The 19,637-nt window shown below is 44.3% G+C and carries 15 protein-coding genes; 5 read left to right on the forward strand and 10 right to left on the reverse strand.

What is annotated here, in order from left to right; translation table 11 throughout:
- Window positions 1–245: 245 nt before the first annotated feature.
- Complete coding sequence (locus J5X94_RS01635; protein ID WP_210539578.1) at window positions 246–689, reverse strand: HIT family protein; 444 nt, start codon at window positions 687–689, stop codon at window positions 246–248.
- A gap of 345 nt (window positions 690–1,034) precedes the next feature.
- Between J5X94_RS01635 and J5X94_RS01640 the strand changes: the two genes are divergently transcribed.
- The 3 genes from J5X94_RS01640 to J5X94_RS01650 all read left to right on the forward strand — a co-directional run bounded on the left by J5X94_RS01640 (window position 1,035) and on the right by J5X94_RS01650 (window position 5,354).
- Complete coding sequence (locus tag J5X94_RS01640) at window positions 1,035–1,811, forward strand: hypothetical protein (RefSeq protein WP_210539580.1); 777 nt, start codon at window positions 1,035–1,037, stop codon at window positions 1,809–1,811.
- Between the two features lie 180 nt (window positions 1,812–1,991).
- Window positions 1,992–3,878 carry a dihydroxy-acid dehydratase gene (gene ilvD / locus J5X94_RS01645; RefSeq protein ID WP_210539582.1) on the forward strand — a complete coding sequence of 629 codons (1,887 nt, stop codon included), beginning with the start codon at window positions 1,992–1,994 and terminating at the stop codon, window positions 3,876–3,878.
- A 228-nt stretch (window positions 3,879–4,106) separates the two neighbouring features.
- On the forward strand, window positions 4,107–5,354 hold the full coding sequence (locus tag J5X94_RS01650) for a cation:proton antiporter (protein WP_210539584.1): 1,248 nt from the start codon (window positions 4,107–4,109) through the stop codon (window positions 5,352–5,354).
- Window positions 5,355–5,367: 13 nt separating this feature from the next.
- On the opposite strand, the gene J5X94_RS01655 is transcribed toward J5X94_RS01650, so the two are convergent.
- From J5X94_RS01655 to J5X94_RS01670, 4 genes are all read right to left on the reverse strand, one after another.
- Complete coding sequence (locus tag J5X94_RS01655; protein WP_228293106.1) at window positions 5,368–6,783, reverse strand: serine hydrolase domain-containing protein; 1,416 nt, start codon at window positions 6,781–6,783, stop codon at window positions 5,368–5,370.
- Window positions 6,784–6,953: 170 nt separating this feature from the next.
- The gene (locus tag J5X94_RS01660) at window positions 6,954–7,478 is read right to left on the reverse strand and encodes a beta-lactamase hydrolase domain-containing protein (RefSeq protein ID WP_210539586.1); all 525 of its coding nucleotides are present in this window, start codon (window positions 7,476–7,478) and stop codon (window positions 6,954–6,956) included.
- A gap of 80 nt (window positions 7,479–7,558) precedes the next feature.
- Window positions 7,559–8,473, reverse strand: coding sequence for a MaoC family dehydratase (locus J5X94_RS01665; protein ID WP_210539589.1), 915 nt, complete (start codon window positions 8,471–8,473; stop codon window positions 7,559–7,561).
- Window positions 8,474–8,886: 413 nt separating this feature from the next.
- Complete coding sequence (locus tag J5X94_RS01670) at window positions 8,887–10,287, reverse strand: 3-oxoacyl-ACP reductase (RefSeq protein ID WP_210539591.1); 1,401 nt, start codon at window positions 10,285–10,287, stop codon at window positions 8,887–8,889.
- A gap of 652 nt (window positions 10,288–10,939) precedes the next feature.
- Between J5X94_RS01670 and J5X94_RS01675 the strand changes: the two genes are divergently transcribed.
- Entirely contained in the window at window positions 10,940–12,511 is a 1,572-nt protein-coding gene (locus J5X94_RS01675; RefSeq protein ID WP_210539593.1) for an acetyl-CoA C-acetyltransferase, read from the forward strand.
- 236 nt (window positions 12,512–12,747) lie between these two features.
- Entirely contained in the window at window positions 12,748–13,761 is a 1,014-nt protein-coding gene (gene ppk2, locus J5X94_RS01680; RefSeq protein WP_228293107.1) for a polyphosphate kinase 2, read from the forward strand.
- Between the two features lie 156 nt (window positions 13,762–13,917).
- Here the strand turns inward: ppk2 and J5X94_RS01685 are convergent, their stop codons facing one another.
- The 5 genes from J5X94_RS01685 to msbA all read right to left on the reverse strand — a co-directional run bounded on the left by J5X94_RS01685 (window position 13,918) and on the right by msbA (window position 19,521).
- Window positions 13,918–14,265 carry a PilZ domain-containing protein gene (locus J5X94_RS01685; protein ID WP_189581546.1) on the reverse strand — a complete coding sequence of 116 codons (348 nt, stop codon included), beginning with the start codon at window positions 14,263–14,265 and terminating at the stop codon, window positions 13,918–13,920.
- Between the two features lie 155 nt (window positions 14,266–14,420).
- Window positions 14,421–15,557, reverse strand: coding sequence for a DNA polymerase III subunit delta' (locus J5X94_RS01690; RefSeq protein ID WP_210539595.1), 1,137 nt, complete (start codon window positions 15,555–15,557; stop codon window positions 14,421–14,423).
- 137 nt (window positions 15,558–15,694) lie between these two features.
- Window positions 15,695–16,510 carry a 3-deoxy-manno-octulosonate cytidylyltransferase gene (kdsB, locus tag J5X94_RS01695; protein ID WP_210539598.1) on the reverse strand — a complete coding sequence of 272 codons (816 nt, stop codon included), beginning with the start codon at window positions 16,508–16,510 and terminating at the stop codon, window positions 15,695–15,697.
- Window positions 16,511–16,545: 35 nt separating this feature from the next.
- Window positions 16,546–17,658: a tetraacyldisaccharide 4'-kinase gene (gene lpxK / locus J5X94_RS01700; RefSeq protein WP_210539599.1), complete on the reverse strand. Its 1,113-nt coding sequence runs from the start codon at window positions 17,656–17,658 to the stop codon at window positions 16,546–16,548.
- A gap of 75 nt (window positions 17,659–17,733) precedes the next feature.
- A complete protein-coding gene (gene msbA, locus J5X94_RS01705) occupies window positions 17,734–19,521 on the reverse strand; it encodes a lipid A export permease/ATP-binding protein MsbA (RefSeq protein ID WP_228293108.1) in 1,788 nt (595 codons plus the stop codon).
- Window positions 19,522–19,637 lie beyond the last annotated feature (116 nt).

Genomic DNA, 19,637 nt, shown 5'->3' on the forward strand with positions numbered 1-19,637 from the left:
ATATCCTCAAATTAATACAGCTTTATTTTATGAAAAGGTTATTCGTAGAAGCAATATGAAACAGATGTGCCTAACAAAATATAATTTGTATCACACTCTTTGCCTGAACCCCAGATAAGCCCTTATCTTGTAACATGACTTTAACGATTGTTACATGACTATTACCAAGCAACAAAAAAGGCCGCTTGCTAGCGACCTTTTTATCTATTTTGGGAATCTCAAAAATTCTTCGTTAAAGACATATATTATTGAGCAGCAATCACTGCCGCAAGTTGCTTGGCAATTTCCGCCAGCTTTTCATGATCTGCTTGCGTCACTGCATGGCGCCCCAGCTCATGAATGCTCGATGGAATCAGGTGCACATGATAATGGAACACCGTTTGACCTGCTTGTGATCCATTCAACTGCATCTGAATAACGCCCTCACGCTCAAACACTTGGCGCTGCGCTTGCATGACCTTTTTGGATGTCATTAGTATTGCAGCGGCATAATCAGGTTGAAGATCAGCCAAATCAACTGCTTTTTGCTTAGGGATGACCAATACATGCCCTTCTGCTTGCGGCATGATATCCATAAAAGCGAGGGTTTTATCATCTTCATAGACCTTGTGATATGGGATATCACCGTTTAGCATTTTGGCAAAAATGTTGTTATCGTCATAATCAGCTTGTTGTTTAACTTCAGTCATTATCATTCCTTTTGGTTATTTTATGATTTTGAGTAGTGAATATGCCATCTGCAACATAGTGGACGAAATGCGGGTTAAGTACAAGCAGCAGATAGAGTCAAAATACCCCAAAAACGCGACGATACTGCTGATATTAATTTTTTGTAGCCTCTGTCTGCACAGGCACAGCAAGCAAGAAAAATTAATATCAGCAGTGCGTCATGTATCGATATTACTTTTCACTGACTATAAGTGAAAAAATCAAATTTATTTTTGTACTGACAGACCATTCAAACACGCTAATTTATTGGCGAGCATCCCCTATTAAATGTTATATTAACCCCCTATTTTGCTAACGCTGGAGTTATGAATTTGACTGCCTTGCCGACTCAATTATCAGACAATACCACCACATCGCATGACACAGATGCGCCTACATCTGCAAGCGATGAACAAGTTGCTGTTGTCAGTAGCGATCAAAGTGACACTCAAAATAATAATCTCCTAAAGATAAATCCAAATACGATTGTCTTGGCAGAGGCTTTAACAGATACCACCATTAGCTGGCGGATTCATAATTGCAAAATTAGCAAAAAGACGGTCACGCAAGACTTGCCATTGCCGTTCTTATATCACTATGATAGCTTGGATGACGCTATTAAACAGACGCATCCGCTGACACCTACCTTACTTGCTCAATTTAACACACCCATGACTGCTGCTGAAGCTGCGACTCTCTTAGATATTTCTAATGATTTATTGTCCAGTCCTTGGCATGTCAAAGTGATTGGCTCGTTGGTGGTCTTTAGTGAGGCACTGCAATTAGCCGTACGTCTACATTGGACCAATACGGGCAAAGAGACGCAGCAAATATATACCAAAGATGCAGAAGACGCGATGACAGCCGCTTTTAAAGACTGGCAGTTTTTTGGTCGCGTTGATGTTCTATATAAAAACGACAAGCAAACTTTAATGAGTATCGATGAGCAAGGCAACACTGAAGAGCCACTACTGACTATTGAAGCTAGCGCTGACTATCAACAACTACTAGCCTCTCATGCATTAACTGTCATTGCCAAATTAGAAGCGGATAAAGCCGAGCTACCATGGTTTGACACGGCAATTTTAGAACGCCTTGAGTAGTGTTTTAACCACAACTCCTTTATGATTGTCTATGCATTATTTTCAGTTATTCATAGCTAATGGTATGGTAACGAATTAGTATTATTCACTAGTACTTACTCTGCATAAAAAGCACACTATCCGCATCAAAGCTGATGCTGCACACGTTAATAAATCTCGCTTATTTGTAAGGAATATCACATGGATTATCGCTCAAAAACCTCTACTGGTGGTCGTAATATGGCAGGTGCACGTGCCCTATGGCGTGCAACAGGTATGACTGATGGCGATTTTGGCAAGCCAATTATTGCCATTGCCAACTCCTTCACCCAGTTTGTACCTGGTCATGTGCATCTAAAAGACTTAGGGCAAATGGTCGCTCGCGAGATTGAGCAAGCAGGCGGCGTGGCAAAAGAGTTCAATACAATTGCTGTCGATGACGGTATTGCGATGGGTCATAGCGGTATGTTGTATTCACTGCCGAGTCGCGACTTGATTGCGGATTCTGTTGAATACATGGTCAATGCTCACTGCGCAGATGCCTTGGTATGTATCTCTAACTGCGACAAGATCACTCCGGGTATGTTGATGGCTGCCATGCGCCTTAATATACCAGTGGTATTTATTTCAGGTGGCCCAATGGAAGCGGGCAAAATTCTAGCCAGTACGGTTGGTAAAAGCCACAACACTGATGGTAGTGACAGCAGTGCCGTTCGTAAGCTTGACCTTGTCGATGCGATGATGGATGCCGCTGATGACAGCATTAGTGATGAAGATGTCGCCGCGATTGAAGCCTCAGCTTGCCCCACTTGTGGCTCGTGCTCTGGTATGTTCACTGCCAACTCGATGAACTGCTTGACCGAAGCTCTAGGCTTGGCATTACCCGGTAATGGCTCGCTATTGGCGACTCATTCACTACGTCGTGAATTATTCTTAGAAGCAGGGCGCACTATTGTGTCACTTGCCAAGCGCCGTTATGAGCAAGATGACGATTCAGTATTACCACGCTCTATCGCCAGCAAAGCCGCTTTCGAAAATGCGATGACCTTGGATATCGCCATGGGCGGCTCGACCAATACTATTTTGCATCTGTTGGCTGCTGCTAATGAAGCAGAAATCGACTTTAAAATGCATGATATTGACCGCTTAAGCCGCGGTGTGCCTTGTCTTGCAAAAGTCGCTCCTGCTTCGCAAAAATACCATATGGAAGATGTGCATCGTGCTGGCGGCGTTTTTGCCTTGTTGGCCGAGCTTGACCGTGCAGGGTTACTGAAAACTGACTTGCCGACCATCCATAGTGCGACGATGAAAGAAGCGATTGATAAGTGGGATATTATGAATCCTGACAATCTTGAGGCACGCGCACGCTATATAGCAGCACCTGGTGGCGTACGCACCACTGAAGCCTTCTCACAATCAAAAGAATGGTCAAACCTTGACGTCAACCGTGAGTCAGGCTGTATCCGCAGTGCCCAACATGCCTATTCAGCAGATGGCGGCCTTGCGGTACTGTACGGTAATATCGCTGAGCGTGGCTGTGTGGTCAAGACCGCTGGTGTCGATGACAGTATTTTAGTGTTTACCGGTCGCGCGCGACTCTTTGAGTCACAAGATGATGCCGTCGCTGCGGTATTGGCTGACGATATCGTTGCAGGCGATGTGGTCATCATTCGATACGAAGGTCCAAAAGGTGGACCTGGTATGCAAGAGATGCTCTATCCAACGACTTATCTTAAGTCTAAAGGCTTGGGTAAAGAGTGTGCGCTACTGACTGACGGTCGTTTCTCTGGTGGCACATCAGGACTCTCGATCGGTCATGCCAGCCCTGAAGCAGCTGAAGGCGGTGCAATTGGTCTGGTTGAAGAAGGCGATACTATCCATATTGACATCCCTAACCGTACTATCAATATGCAGGTAAGCGATGCAGAATTGGCCGCTCGCCGTGAAATCATGGAAGCTCGTGGCCGCGATGCATGGAAACCCGTCAGTCGTGAGCGCCATGTTTCTCCTGCCCTACGTGCTTATGCGGCCATGACCACCAGTGCCGATACTGGCGCGGTACGTGATGTGAGTCAAGTTGAGCGCTAAGCCAAAAATCTTAGTGGGCCGTTTTTAAGACATATTTATTAGCATTATCTTAAGCCTGCGCGATGCAGGCTTTTTTTTCACCAAAAAACAACGTAGCAGACGTTTCAATAACGTTTTTTTGCGGTAATAAAAAAATTTTAACGTCATGATAAGGCTTGGTGATGGCGACTCTGTTTATCATTCATACAGGTTGTTTTAGATCAAGATAATTGGGACGTATTGAACGTTATGATTGAACACTATAACTTATTTTTATTGGTCTGCGGCATCGCCTTTTTATTAGGGGCGTTGTTTCCTATTATTTTTAAGCGGACACCCATCTCCTTACCTATGCTACAGGTAAGCTTTGGCTTGCTCATGGGGTATTCGTGGACGACATTGTCATTCTTGAATCCACTTGATAATGGTTTAATCGTCGAAAAATTAACTGAAATTGTGATATTGGTTTCTTTGGTTGGTGCCGGTATTAAGATTGATACTGAGCTGTCTTGGAAACTATGGCGCCCTACCGTACGCTTGTTACTTATCACCATGCCGATTGGCATCTTTGCTATGGCAGTGTTGGGCTATTATGCCTTTGGTCTAAGTATGGGCGCGGCAATATTGCTAGGCGCTGTATTGGCACCCACCGACCCCGTATTGGCCTCTAGTATTCAAGTGGGACCTCCAAATACGGGCGGTGAAGATACGCCGCGCTTTACCTTGACCTCAGAGGCCGGATTGAATGATGGATTGGCATTTCCATTCGTTTATTTGGCCATTAAGATAGCAGAGGCTTTTAGCGAAGGTCAGCGTTTTACGGGTGAGATGCTCTGGTCGTGGTTTACTCATGATGTGCTGTGGAAAATTGGCGCAGGCTTGGTGGTGGGTATTGTTGTCGGTAAACTATTGGCAAAATTGGTGTTTTCAAAGCACAGCCACGAAACGACCATTTCTCAAGGTTATGTGGTTATCGCTCTAACACTAGTGGCATATGGGTCAGCAGAATTTATACATAGTTATGGTTTTATTGCTGTATTTGTCGCGGCTTTTGCCTTCCGGCGTTCAGAGCATAAACACAGTTATCACCACAAGCTCCATGATTTTGCAGAACAGTCAGAAGGTTTGCTCATGTCGCTAGTGCTGGTTGCTTTCGGTATGTTTCTTGGTCAAGGATTGCAGTCAGGTGTTGAGCTGACATGGCGCGTTTACATTGTTAGCTTCACTTTTTTATTGTTGATACGACCCATCGGTGGGTTTATTGCCTTGTCAGGTCTGAACCTCCCACACGCCGAAAAGTATGCCATCTCCGCATTGGGCATTCGTGGTATTGGCACGCTATATTATTTGTCTTACGCGCTCAATCAAGGTTTTTTCGGCGAGGAAGATGCGCTCAAATTATGGGTCGTCTGTTCTATTGTGATTTTGGCTTCAATTTTTATCCATGGTCTTAGCGCCACAAGACTTCTCAAAATAGCACCCAATAAATTACAATAACCTTAGGGTCTGTTTAGCGCTTTGAAAGCTTCGAATCGACTAAGCTAAGCACGGCTTCCGTTAGGGCAAACTGACGCACATCATTGAGCATCGTGGTATCAAAGTTATGAATAAAAGCAAAGGATAATTGCTGTGCAGGGTCACACCAAGCCACTGAACCGTTATACCCCATATGCCCAAATCCTTGCTGGTTTGCCTTTAGCATCTCACTGTCTACATTTTGGCAAATGCTAAATAGTCGATGATAACCCAAGCGCCAATCCATATTCGCTGGCATAACGGCATCTAGTCCTGTGACTTGCGGTGTCGATAGTTGCTCGAAAGTGGCACTATCAATAAGCGTGCATCCCTGCCATTTTCCTCCATTAGCCAACATCGCATAGATGGTGGCTAGTGCCTGCGCTGAGGCAACACCATTGGCTGCTGGAATGGCTGCCTGTAGTGTCTGGGGCTGGTAATAGTCAATAGGTTGTTTATTGGCAGGTATGAGTGCCGATTTATAATTTCTTAGATTAAGCTTGCTCGTATTGAAGTACAAACCATTAATACGAGCGGTGTCTAATATAGGTAAGTTATTTTTCTCATCATCCTGAATTGTATTTGCCGTTTCTTTATTTGCTAATGTTTGCTGCTGCCAACACCCATAACTGGGTAGATTTGCATAAGTTTGTAGCGTCTCTGGTGAGTCTGCTTTTATCGTAGGTTTATGACGCCTATTACCTAGCTGTGAGCTGTCCTCATTTGACCCAGCAAAGTTTTTGGCCAGCATCGCCACTTGATCGACTTTGCTAGCAGGCACGCCGAAATAACAACTGTCGGCGATACCCAATGGTTCAGTCAGATAATGACGCAGCGCCTCAGCCAATGACATCTCAGTGACGGCTTCTATGACGCCGCCTAATACCCAGCCATAAACTAAAGCACTGTAAGCGCTGTCATATAACTCGGCATCTTCAGGTGCAGTGACTGACATTGCGGCAATTTTGCTGAGCATCAACTGCCAATCGAGCAACGCTTCGCTGTCCGCGTCAACACTCTGAATAGAGAATAAATTGGCTTGATGCGACATAACGCTGCGTAGCGTAACAGTACTTTTATGCTGGGCAGCGAAGGCTGGCCAATAGCTGGCAATCGGCTCATCATAAGCAAGCAGCTGCTGCGAAACCAACACATGCACCAGCGTTGCCAATACGCCTTTACCGGTAGAAAAGTTAATCGCCAAGGTATCAGGCTGCCATAATATGTCCGGACGAGCCATGCCCACGCGCGCCTGAGCGATACATTTACCGTCCTGATAGACAACCACAGCACCGCCAGCGGGCGCGTCGTCAAGCTGTAAATCAGACAATAATTGCTGCATGCGTTTCTGAAACTCACCATCGATTTGCTGGTAAAGATTCTGATTGGTTTTTTTATTGTTGTCAGTCATGGTTTTCCTGCTCCATTTTTTATAATTGCTAAGTGTCAAAAAAACGCCGAAGTCTTAAAAGTCCCTCAGTGCCTTGATATTGAGCATCTATTTGCTCATAAAAAAGGCCACCTATTGGTCGCCTTTTTGTTACTCAGTGCTGCTCAATAACACTTTATCATCTTTATGTCTTAGCGCGGTACTAGCAAACGCTTATAAACTTCGTCTTCAAGCTTCGTCAAGCCATGGCTGCGACCACGCTCCATGGCAGTATCCATCTTACGACCACGAAGCCATCCTGCACGCAGAGCAATGGCGGCCCCTACTCGATTACCAGAGCCACAATGCATGGCTATTTTTTTGCCATGATGTTGGCGTAAGATATTATCAAATGCCAATATTTTAAGCTGCTTTAAGTCTGCAACGCCATTGATAGGCAGATGCTCATAATGCATGCCAGCTTGCGCGACTGCTGCTGCTTCATCAAAGCTCAACTCGTCGTCGGGCTGTAAGTTAATGACCAGCTCAACCCCAGCTTCGGCCAAAGCCGCTACTTTTTTCTCATCGAGCGCACCGCACACAATGGTGTTTGCATCAGGACGAAAGTAAGGGTCAAAAATAGTGGCGAGATCGATACCATTATCTAGAACGTTATTGTCAGTAACTGCTGGGCTATTAGGTTGATCTGCATTTATTGCTGCTGTATGTGAAGTCATAATTATAAATTTGTTCGTTAGATTGGGCTATTGAGATAAAAGCTGTTTGGGTCACTGATGGTCATTTTACCAACGGCTCATTAATGGTTATTGTGCAATTTAACGACACCAGCCAAATGCGGCTTATCATTTTTAGAGCTATATAAACCAAATTCACAAGTATCGTCTGCATTGTCAAGCTGCGCTACTGGCTCAGCGATAAGCTCTACTTCAGCGGGTAAAAAGATAGGCAATTTAAATGACACGTCAACCGTACAAGCATCAGGTAGCTCGTCCATCATGGCAAGGCACTTGGCCTTTGACCACATACCATGAGCGATCGCTTTAGGAAAGCCAAACGCGCGCGCGGATAGCGGATGCAAATGGATAAGATTAAAGTCACCTGAAACAAAAGCATAACGACGACCGATATCTTCTGGCACTTCAAAGATGCTGTGCACACCGTCTGCGTTCACTTCTGGCTTCACCGTTACTGGACGCGGGGTACTTTTTTTATCTTTGCTGCTGTCTGATTTTTTACTACGGGACAGATACGTTGACGTCCCTTCCCAAATGACTTCGTCCTCTGACTTGATCGTCGTCACGAAGTCAAACTGTTGACCTTGTGCATGGTCACGCAAGTTATCAAAGGCGACCGACATAGCGACCGTCTCACGCTCACCAATAGGACGATACTGAGTCACGCTATTATCCACGTGGACCAGACCTAGCATAGCAAACGGAAATGGCTCTTTGACCATCATGTTCATTTGCAGAGACTGTGACAGCACTGAAAAATAAGTAATGGGCACTTTACCATTATCAGAAAAACCGCAAATCTTACGATAATCGTTTAGATTGCCCTGATCAATGTGCAGGTCATCCACATAATAGGTCGCTTGCGGCAGTTGATCTTTACTGATTTTGTCACTATTACCAATAGGTAACAGGCTTTTCACAATATTGGCGTAAGTCGTATGCGCTTTTGGCAACGCATCATAATGTTTGTCTGACATAATAAATCCTAAGTGTGGCTCAAGCTGATTTTTTAATGCATATTAAAATGCTATGAAGTCGTTGATTAAGCCTATTATTGAACGATGTTTTTTATAAGTACTGGAGTTATAAGTACTGGAGCCTGTCATCAATTAGCACATTGATACATTGATACATTAATACATTGATAGCCAGTCTCATAGCTATTCTCATGAACAGTATAGGCACTTATCACTACGAAAAACAATTTGGCTTATGGTTCCTGTGTTTTTATCATAAAAAAGCCACCCTTGGGCAGCTTTATTACAATTTATCAGCAATTTTTTCGTAAGCATATGTGAGGTAAATAAAAAATAATAGGTTATGTCATATATTTACTGTAAGCAACTTTATCACCTATACCCACAAATAAACTAAGACTATGTACTCAAGGCTATGCACCCAGCAAGCTTTGACCACAAACGCGTACAATGTTGCCATTTAGACCGCCAGAAGCAGGAGATGCAAACCATGCAATGGTTTCAGCAACGTCAACTGGTAAGCCGCCTTGGCTCATTGAGTTCATACGGCGACCCGCTTCACGAATAGCAAATGGGATGGCTTCTGTCATTTGAGTTTCGATAAATCCTGGGGCAACAGCGTTGATAGTCATGCCTTTTGCATTGTCTTCTAGTTGCTTAGCAGTGGCATCAACCAAACCAATCACACCCGCTTTCGAAGTCGCGTAGTTGGTCTGACCCATGTTACCAGCGATACCTGAAATTGATGAGACGCAAACGATGCGCGCATTGTCTTTTAGGACGTCATTATCAAGTAAATAGCGGTTCAGCTTAGCGATACTACCTAAGTTGATATTGATGACCATGTCCCACTTTTTCTCATCCATTTTTGCCAAGGTCTTATCACGCGTCACGCCAGCATTATGGATAATGGAATCTAGACCGCCACGATTTTGCGCCGCTTCTGCGATTTCTTTGCCTGCATCAGCACTGGTAATGTCAACGGTCAATACAGAACCACTGATTTCGCTGGCGACTTTTTGCAAGTCAGCTTGCTGCTGCGGGACATCAAGACAGATAACATGAGCGCCTTCACGAGCCAATACACGCGCGATGGCTTCGCCAATACCGCGGCTTGCACCAGTGACTAGCATGGTCTTGCCGCCTAGAGGCTGTGTCCAATCGACATCAACGTTATCGCCTGTGCTGACACGTACCACTTGTCCCGACACATAAGCTGAGCGAGCTGACGTGAAAAAGCGCAAGGTTGAGTCTAAGTTTTGCTCTGCGCCTTCTTCAACGTAGATAAGTTGTGCGGTAACGCCGCGCTTAAACTCTTTACCAACCGACTTTACAAAGCCTTCAAGCGCACGTTGTGCCAATGCTGCTTCGATATCAGTCAAGTTTTCTGGCGTACGGCCAACGATGATTACTCGACCTGATTGTTCTACGCGGCGAGCCACCGTATGGAAAAACTCATAAACTTCTTTGAGCTGATCGGCATTGCTGATATTACTGGCATCAAAAAGCAATACTTTAAACTTATCATCGCCGCCCGTATTGGATTTAGCTTCAACACCCGCATCAGAAAGCGCATCTTTGATGTCATCACTGCTGTTTACATACACATCAGCATGTACATCTGACAAGATACGTGCAACAGAAGCACTTACACTTTTATCATCGCCATCAGCACGACCAACCAAGACGCTACCGCGTACCAAAGGCTGGCCACTATCAAAACGGTCAAGCTCCACTGGCATAGGCAAGCCTAAGTTTTTTGCAACTTTTTTACCAATAGAAGACTGAACAAAATCACCATAACGGTCTGACATAATATAATTCCTATAACGAAAGGTTAAGATAAGAGTAAATGAAAAATGAAATTTGTCTTTTATAATCACTCATACAAACACCAACAAGTATAAAGACTCATTAGCATCATAATTATTTATATTTAGTGAATGGGTACAAAACTGCCTTAACTATACACTCACATGGTAAACAAGTCCAAAAGCCAACAATGTCTATAACAATCTGTAGACAAGCCAGTATACAAGACAGTCTCTTTTTTTAGATTTAAAAATCGCCATGTTGTGCTAAAATCAGACCTATAAGTTATGGCAAATGCATTTATCGATAACAATATATTATCAAACGTGCCGTTATGCAATGCTAATAATCAATACTAGCCAGTCTACGAAAGTTATCATTCTAAGAAATATCATGGCTGCTTTTATAGCTATCAGTGGACTGAGAGATTACTGAGCTTAAATAAGTGTCACATAGTTTGCTAAAGACATACAGTAAGGCAGCAAAAACGTCTTATGATACACAGCTAGATGGCATAATAAATGATAACATTTTCTCATTGCATTAAATCATTAAGTAATACCTGCAAGCAACTTAAGCAGTACATTTTAATTAGCCACCCTTTTTAAGGGCTATTTTCTTTTTTTCTTCTGCCAATATTTTAAGGATAATATTATGAGTAATAAAAATAATCACCCTGAGAGTCCTGTTGTTGAAAGCACTGTCGTAAAGTCTACCGATAATAAATCAAGCAGTACAAAATCAGATAACACTAAGCCAGATAATGCTAAGCCAGAGAGCAACAAGAAAGAGGCGACGGCTAAGAAAACCAGCAGCACCGACACTAAAGCAAGTGCCGCTAAAGATACGAGCAGTAAAAAAGCCGCTGATGATAAAGTCGATACTCCTGCTGCCAAAAAGACCGCTACCTCTGCTAAAAAATCAAGCGCTACGAAGCTTGCTTCTGGTCTAAACCGCGTCGCAATTTTAGGTGGCAACCGTATCCCATTTGCACGCTCAAACGGCTCATATGCAGACGTCAGCAACACAGATATGCTAACCGCTGCATTGAATGGTCTGGTTGAGCGCTTTAATTTGCAAGACGAAAAAATCGGTGAAGTCGTCGCTGGTGCCGTTATGAAATTAAGCCGCGATATCAACCTAACTCGTGAAGCCACACTAAACACCGATCTGAACCCACATACCCCAACTTATGACATCTCACAAGCTTGCGGTACTGGCTTGCAAGCGACCTTTGCTTCTGCTAACAAAATCGCCCTTGGTCTTATCGATTCAGCCATTACTGGTGGCGTAGATACTACATCTGATGCCCCTATCGCAGTTGGCGATGGCCTACGTAAAGTCCTTATCAAATTGGGTGCTGCTAAAGACAACAAACAACGTCTAAAAGCATTAATGGGCTTAAATCCAAAAGACTTACTCGATGCGCCAAAAAATGGTGAGCCACGTACTGGTTTATCGATGGGTGATCATCAAGCCATCACTGCACTTGAATGGAATATCAGCCGTGAAGCACAAGATGAGCTTGCTTTTAATAGCCATCAAAACCTAGCGCGCGCTTATGATGAAGGTTTCTTTGATGACCTAATCACTCCATATAAAGGTCTAACGCGCGACAATAACTTGCGTCCGGATACCACTTTAGAAAAACTGGGTAAATTAAAGCCAGTATTTGGCAGAAAGAATGCTAACCCGACGATGACGGCTGCTAACTCTACGCCGCTAACTGATGGTGCTTCTTGTGTACTACTGGGTACGGATGAATGGGCAAAAGAGCATGGTCTGAAGCCATTGGCTTATATCGTCCATCAAGAAACAGCTGCTGTGGATTTCATCGGCAAATCTGGCACGACAGAAGGCTTATTAATGGCACCTGCATATGCCGTACCGCGTATGCTTGAGCGTGCTGGTCTAACGTTGCAGGATTTTGATTTTTACGAAATTCATGAAGCTTTTGCTTCACAAGTGTTATCAACATTAACTGCTTGGGAAGATGAGAAGTTCTGTGAAGAGCGTCTAGGTCTTGACGCGCCACTAGGCTCTATCGACCGTAGCAAGCTCAATGTGAATGGTTCATCACTTGCGGCAGGGCATCCGTTCGCTGCCACTGGTGGTCGTATCTTAGCAACGGCTGCGAAACTACTGGATCAAAAAGGCTCAGGACGTGTGCTTATCTCTATCTGCGCCGCAGGTGGTCAAGGCGTGACTTGCATCCTAGAGAAGTAAATTTCTAGCTGATGTAACTCGGCAATAAATAGCTTAGAGTTTTAAAACACCCTTTAATCAATGGATTAGAGGGTGTTTTTTTATGCCTATCTTCTCTCCATCAATAATTGTAAATTCGGTCAGAAACCGTCAGACAACACAATAATGAAACGTAGCCAACGCATAGCACTGCTAGCAGATATGATAAAGTAAGAATAATCAATAATAACCATGACATCATTTATCTGGAGCTTGATATGAGCAAAATACCCTCAGCGATTGAACCCAATTCATTGACCGCGCAAGAGCGTAATGAGCTTACCTCATCTGAGCAGGCTAATTTTATTGGTCGCATGGATAAGGAAGTCTTTGATGATGAGCTGCGCCGTAAGATGCATCAAGACTTGATTGATACCTATGACGAAGAGCTTGAGAACGAAATCGATGATTACATGCGAGACTTTCGGTTTGATGGTCGGGAAATGAGCGAGCAAGAAAGACTCGATCGCCGTATGTATTTTCAAGAGTTAGTGCGACTACAGCGAGAGCTGATCAAGTTACAAGATTGGGTGGTGGCTCGCGGTGAGCGTATTGTGGTGATATTTGAGGGTCGTGATTCTGCAGGCAAAGGTGGTGCTATCAAACGTATCACTCAGCGATTAAACCCGCGCGTCTGTAGAGTCGCTGCCCTGCCTGCACCAACGGAACGTGAGCAATCACAATGGTATTTTCAGCGTTATGTGGCGCACTTGCCAGCCGCTGGTGAGATTGTACTTTTTGATCGTAGTTGGTATAACCGTGTGGGTGTCGAGCGCGTCATGGGGTTTTGTACGGATGCGCAGTATGAAGAGTTTTTTCAGTCGGTGCCCGAATTTGAGCGCATGCTAGTACGCTCTGGTATTCGCTTGGTCAAATACTGGTTTTCGATTACTGATGATGAGCAACATTCACGCTTTATGAGCCGCATTCATGATCCTCTTAAACAGTGGAAGCTTTCAGCGATGGATCTGCAATCACGGCGGCGTTGGGAGGACTATACCAAGGCAAAAGAAACCATGTTTGAGCGTACTCATATCCCTGAAGCGCCGTGGTGGGTGGTCGAAGGCAATAATAAAAAGCGCGCGAGGCTAAATTGTGTTGCGCATCTACTGGAGCAAATTCCTTATAAAGAAGTGCCACGCGATGAGGTAGAGTTACCCGAGCGCAAGCGTGATGATGAATACTATCGTGAGCCGATTCCAGACGATATGTATGTGCCGCCGCGTTACTAAAACACACTCCTGCTTTGTTTAGCCTCACTTAGCCCAGTCACATTTTGCTTAAAAAAACACCACCTTATACATATATAAGGTGGTGTTTTTTATCTTACTATCTATCTTGAAACCCATCGTTATTTCAGTAGATAAGCGCACGGATAGACAGACACGCTACATGGTATAAGTAGACTGCAAACTGTCTATTTTACCAGCCAATAAGCGCTCGACTTCATTTTTGATTCTTTGCCCTGCGATATCAGTACCAATCTGCACCGCAAAACCTGCAGGACGACCGCTTTGAACTTTAGAACTAATCCACACCACCTTACCATTCATCGGTAAGCGCTCGCTAGAGTTGGGTAAAGTCACCGCAATAAACACCTCATCGCCCAGCTTTTGCACGCGATCAGAGGAAATAAACAAGGCACCATTATTTACAAAAGATAAATAGCTGGCGTATAACGTTTCGATATCTTCCATATGGCAGGTTAAAATCCCGCCACGCCCTGGCATTGCCATAGTCAGCTTCCTTTATAAATGAGTTTTGATGTATTTTATAAATGATAAATCATAGCTAGACCAACGCATTAATAGATCACCAAATAATAATGAACATCTTAATCTTGGTCTTAATATTCTTATTCCTGCTCTACTTAATTTCTACAGTGGATTGACTATAGATAGGCCAATTCTTGCATTAGCTTATCATAGGCGAATTTTTCTTGCACATTTTGTTGTAGGGCAATTTTGGTCTGCTGTAGGCTAGCCGCAAAGCCTTCTAAACCACTGTCAGTAGGTTGATAAGCGTCTAATGCTACTGAGAGACTGATATCTTTTTGCAGTTCGCTCAGCCCCAAGCAAACACGGCGCATATCAAGCAGCATCAGCTCAGACAGCTGGATAAACTCTATGATACTAAGCTGGGTTTGCCAATAATCGCTGGCTGCTATGCTACTTCGTTTGCCACTACGTAGTGCTTGCCATGTTGTCAGCCACAATGCACGCTTACTATACCAAGGTGCCTGCGCCAGCGCTATCGCCGCTAAAGGCGCACCATTTGCCAGTTGGATAAGTTGCTCAATTGCCGCTGTACCGACCGCTTCACGATTGACCGTAGACCCAAGCGCCTGCGTCACATATTCAACGGCAGTAGCAGGCTCAATGGTCTGAAGTGGCAGCTGTTGAACCCGACTTTTAATGGTCGGTAAAAGCTGCGCTGGCGTATCACTGATTAAGAATAAATGAACTTGTGCTTGCGGCTCTTCCAAAGTCTTAAGCAGCGCGTTGGCAGCAGCAACCGTCATTTTTTCGGCATGATCTAGCACGCAGATGCGCATCCCTTGCCCGCCTTGATAAATAAAAGGCTGCAACGCACGAATATCATCAACTTTTATTTTAAGAGCACTATTGCTAGCGGCTTTGGTAGATTTTTTGTCTTTAGCACTACTACTGGCAGTTTCTTCATTATTCGTATTTTCTACACTGACCGGCATACTGACGATAGGAAGCACTTGTAAGCTTGGATGCGTACCGGATCTGAGCCACTGGCAGCTTTCACACTCGGCGCAAGCACCAAATGGATGAGTATCACGCTGACGACACAACAACCAAGCGACCAAATGCCATACAAAAGCACGCTTGCCCATACCGTGCATCCCTGCTGCGAGCATTGCATGAGGCAAAGACTGTTGCGACGTTGACACCCGCTTGGTCAACTGCGACCACAGAGTTTTCTGCCACGGCAGTAATGGTGCAAAATAAATGCCATCTGATGTATCTAATGCACCTGTACTTTCTGTGAGGTCACTCATAAATTTTGCTCTATAGCTTTGCTTGATGACTGTACTTGACGACTATTATGCTTGATAAATGTGCTTGATAAATTAGTAGGTAGTGCGATTAGGTAGCGTAATAATGTCACTTAGCAGGAAGTGTATTTTTACTTAGGCTATTTAGAGACAGGGTTTTGAAAATCCGCCAAGCTCATGCTATTTAAACGATCCAAATCTTCTTGAGTATCGACACCTGCTGGCAGCTGGCAAGCGGCTGTGGCAATAGCAATATGACCACCATTCTCTAAAACACGTAATTGCTCTAAGCTTTCAAGTACTTCAAGCGGTGTCTGCGGCCAATGCACAAACTGCTGCAATAGGCTAACGCGATAAGCATATAATCCTAAATGGCGATAAGCGTTTTTGGGTGGCTGCTTATGGCTCTCATTAGCCAATACGACATCTCGATCGCAAGGAATCGGTGCTCGGCTGAAATATAATGCCCGTTGCAAATCATTAGCGTGCTGACTGACAACCTTTACCACAGATGGACGTATAAAAGTCTCGTGGTCATCAATAGGCTCACACAAGGTAGCCATCACGCTGTCATTGTCTGCTACCAAAAGCGCCTTTACCTGCTCTAATAATAGCGGCGGTACCAACGGTTCATCACCTTGCATATTGACCACAATATCATGCTCAGCCCAGCCTTTAATGGCAGCGACTTCAGCCAAACGGTCAGTCCCTGAAGCGTGCTCTGCGCTGGTCATCACCACATCAAAACCTGCATCCATACACACTTTTGCAATACGCTCATCATCGGTCGCAATACACATATCATCAGCGAAGTGTGCTGTCTGCGCCTTTTCGGCGACCCAAAGAATCATTGGCTTGCCATGGATATTTAACAAAGGCTTACCGGGTAATCGCGTACTCTTAAAGCGAGCAGGAACGACAATATGCGTTTTGGCGGGCGTAATGATGGGCGACATAGTTTATTCCTACAAAATCATTTAAATTCTAAGATTTACAGCTTTTCACTATTAGACATATCAATATTTAATACGGTTAATTTCTGATGTAAATTGTCATAACAACTATCCGATAACACTGCTGTTACTGGCAATATCCAGAGTCTACTTACAAGCTCTTTATGGTCATTGCTCAACGTTTGCGCCGCAGTTGCTTTTAATAGCAAAGCTCGTATTTTTACCGCATCTTTAGTGGTTATCACGACGGGGTATTCGCGATATTGCAACAAGTCAGCCAAGCTAAACTCATAGTGGTCAGGATAAGGGTGACCTACAACCTCAAAGCCAAGCGAGTGTAAAGTATCAAAAAACCGCTGCGGATAGCCAATACCGCTCACCGCATGGACTCTACTGCCCTTTTTAGGCGCATCAATATGAGCGTCAGCTAATACAGGTTGCCATAATAATTTCATGTCGTCTGCTTGCAGGTGCATAGACAGATGCTCAGCTTGTGACTGTTGCTCGGTGTTTTTACTATGAGGCGCTGCACTATTATTTGGCCCTTCATGATAAATAACAGTAGCACCTTCTAACCTCGACATGGGCTCACGTAAAAACCCAGTTGGGAGTAATTGCTTATTACCAAAGCCCCGTGCTGAATCGACCACAATCCATTCAATATCACGTTGTAGGGCATAGTGCTGTAAGCCATCATCAGCAATAATGAATTGTAAGTCAGGATGAGCATCCAATAAAGTAGTAATCGCTTGCTTACGATTGGGGCATACCGCCATGGGCGCATCTGTCATATTGACAATCAAACAAGGCTCATCCCCTACCACATTGGGTAAACTGGCGGCATCGACCAAAGCTGGCATTTGACTACTATCGCCACCGTAACCTCGACTGATAACACCTACTTTTACGCCTCGGTCTTGTAGGTAATCAACCAAGGCAATAATCAATGGCGTCTTGCCACTGCCACCCACACTGATATTACCAATCACCATCACAGGAACTGGGGCGCGGTAGCTGGATAGTAAGCCAATCTTATAAGCTTGACGACGCAGCATGGTAATGAGCCCATACAACCAGCTAATCGGCAATAATAGCCACAACCAAGCGGCTTGACGTTGCCAAGCACGCGTCACTGTCGTCTCAATGCTCACTATGATTTGCCATCCATTACCTTGATCTCATACTTTTAATCGTCAAAAATATTGCAAGTCATTTATCAAACACAGCTATTCAAAATCGCGCTCATACATTTGCGCATAATGACCTTGCAGCTGCATCAACTCGTCATGTGTCCCTAGCTCAACGATCTGACCGCCATCTAGTACAGCAATACGATCGGCTGACTCAATCGTGGTTAATCGATGCGCAATAACCAGCGTAGTACGATCTTTCATTACGTTATCAAGCGCTTGCTGAATGTAATATTCTGACTCATTATCAAGCGCACTGGTCGCCTCATCTAAGATTAGAATCGGGGCGTCTTTTAACAAAGCGCGAGCAATCGATAAGCGTTGACGTTGACCACCAGACAGTTGCAAGCCTTCAGCACCGACCTCACTTTGATAACCATTTGGCATCTTCATAATAAAATCATGAGCAAAGGCATCTTTTGCGGCACGTTCCACTTCAGCTTGGGTCTTATTAGCTAAGCTGCCATAAGCAATATTGTTCAAAACTGTGGTATTAAACAGGACTACTTGCTGATTCACCATGGCAATTTGGGCGCGCAAACTCTCTAACTCAATACTTTCAATGGGCATACCATCTAACGTAATCTGCCCTGAAGAAGCTTCTAGAGTGCGCGTCAATAAATTAACTAACGATGACTTACCTGCACCGCTTCGTCCCACGAGTGCAACCGTCTCACCTGCTTTTATATTCAATGTAAAGTCATGCAGGGCGACCGTCGAATCAGGATAAATCAAACTGATATTCTCTAACGACATCTCACCTGACAGTGCTTTGCTTATTGTACCTGTGTCTTCTTCTTCTGGCTCATCAAGTAGCGCAAAAATAGACTCACCAGCGGCAATGCCTTTTTGCAATTTTTGATTGATATCGGTGAGCGACCTGACTGGTTTGCTCAGCAAACCTGCTGCTGCAATGTATGAGATAAACTCACCAGCTGAAATATTATCTATTACCGCAGGTCTCAGTGCGAGCCACACCACAACTGACATCGCCATCGCCATTAATAGCTGTACCGCAGGCGTATTGATGCTGTTGGTAACGACAACTTTCATGCCTTGGCGCAAGTTCTTTTTTGATGTTTTATCAAAGCGTTCAGCTTCATACGCTTGCCCACCGTAATTTTTTACGACTTGATAGCCACCGATGACTTCATTAGTGATATGGCTGACGTTGCCCATCGTCTTTTGAATGCCTTTAGAGAGCTTGAGATAACGCTTGGAGGCGATGCGAATGAGCCATAGTATGGGCGGCAATACGACAAATAAAATCAAGGTCAAACGCCAATTGCTATACAGCAAAAAACCTATCAATGCCACGACAGTCAAACCATCACGCAGCAACGTCTTCATCGAGTCTGTACTCGCGGCGGTGACTTGTTCAACATCAAATATCAATTTCGATGAAATAGTCCCAGCGGGATTGGCCAAATAAAATGAGCTTGGCAAACGCAGCAGTTTATTGAACACCTCTACTCGCAACTCATAGACCAAGTTGCGCGAGACCAAAGCAGAGTAGTAATTACCCAAAAAGCTACCCACACCGCGTACAAAGAACAGTCCGATGATCAATAGGGGAAATAAGGCTTTCTTGCTTTGATCATTTTGGTTGATGGCATCAGTGATATATTGTAGTAACTTAGCAATCCAAATCTCTGTCCCCGCATTAATCGCAAAGCCCACGACCGTCAATAGCAATGCCCACCAATATGGCTTTAGGTAGCTGAGTAGACGCAGTAATGTTTTATGCTTAGGCGGACTTTCTGAAGACACTGATACTTTCTTAATAGAAGTTTTTGCAGAGTCCGGTTGATAAGCTTGGCTCATAAAAGCCTCAATTTGAGTGTCATGACATGAATGGACTGTGCTAGTAGCACAGTTTTATAGTGGTATTGATATGATAATACAGCGCTTAAACGTTCAAATAGTACAATTAAAAATCA

The sequence above is a fragment of the Psychrobacter sp. K31L genome, assembly GCF_017942195.1.
Taxonomy (GTDB): Bacteria; Pseudomonadota; Gammaproteobacteria; order Pseudomonadales; family Moraxellaceae; genus Psychrobacter; species Psychrobacter glaciei.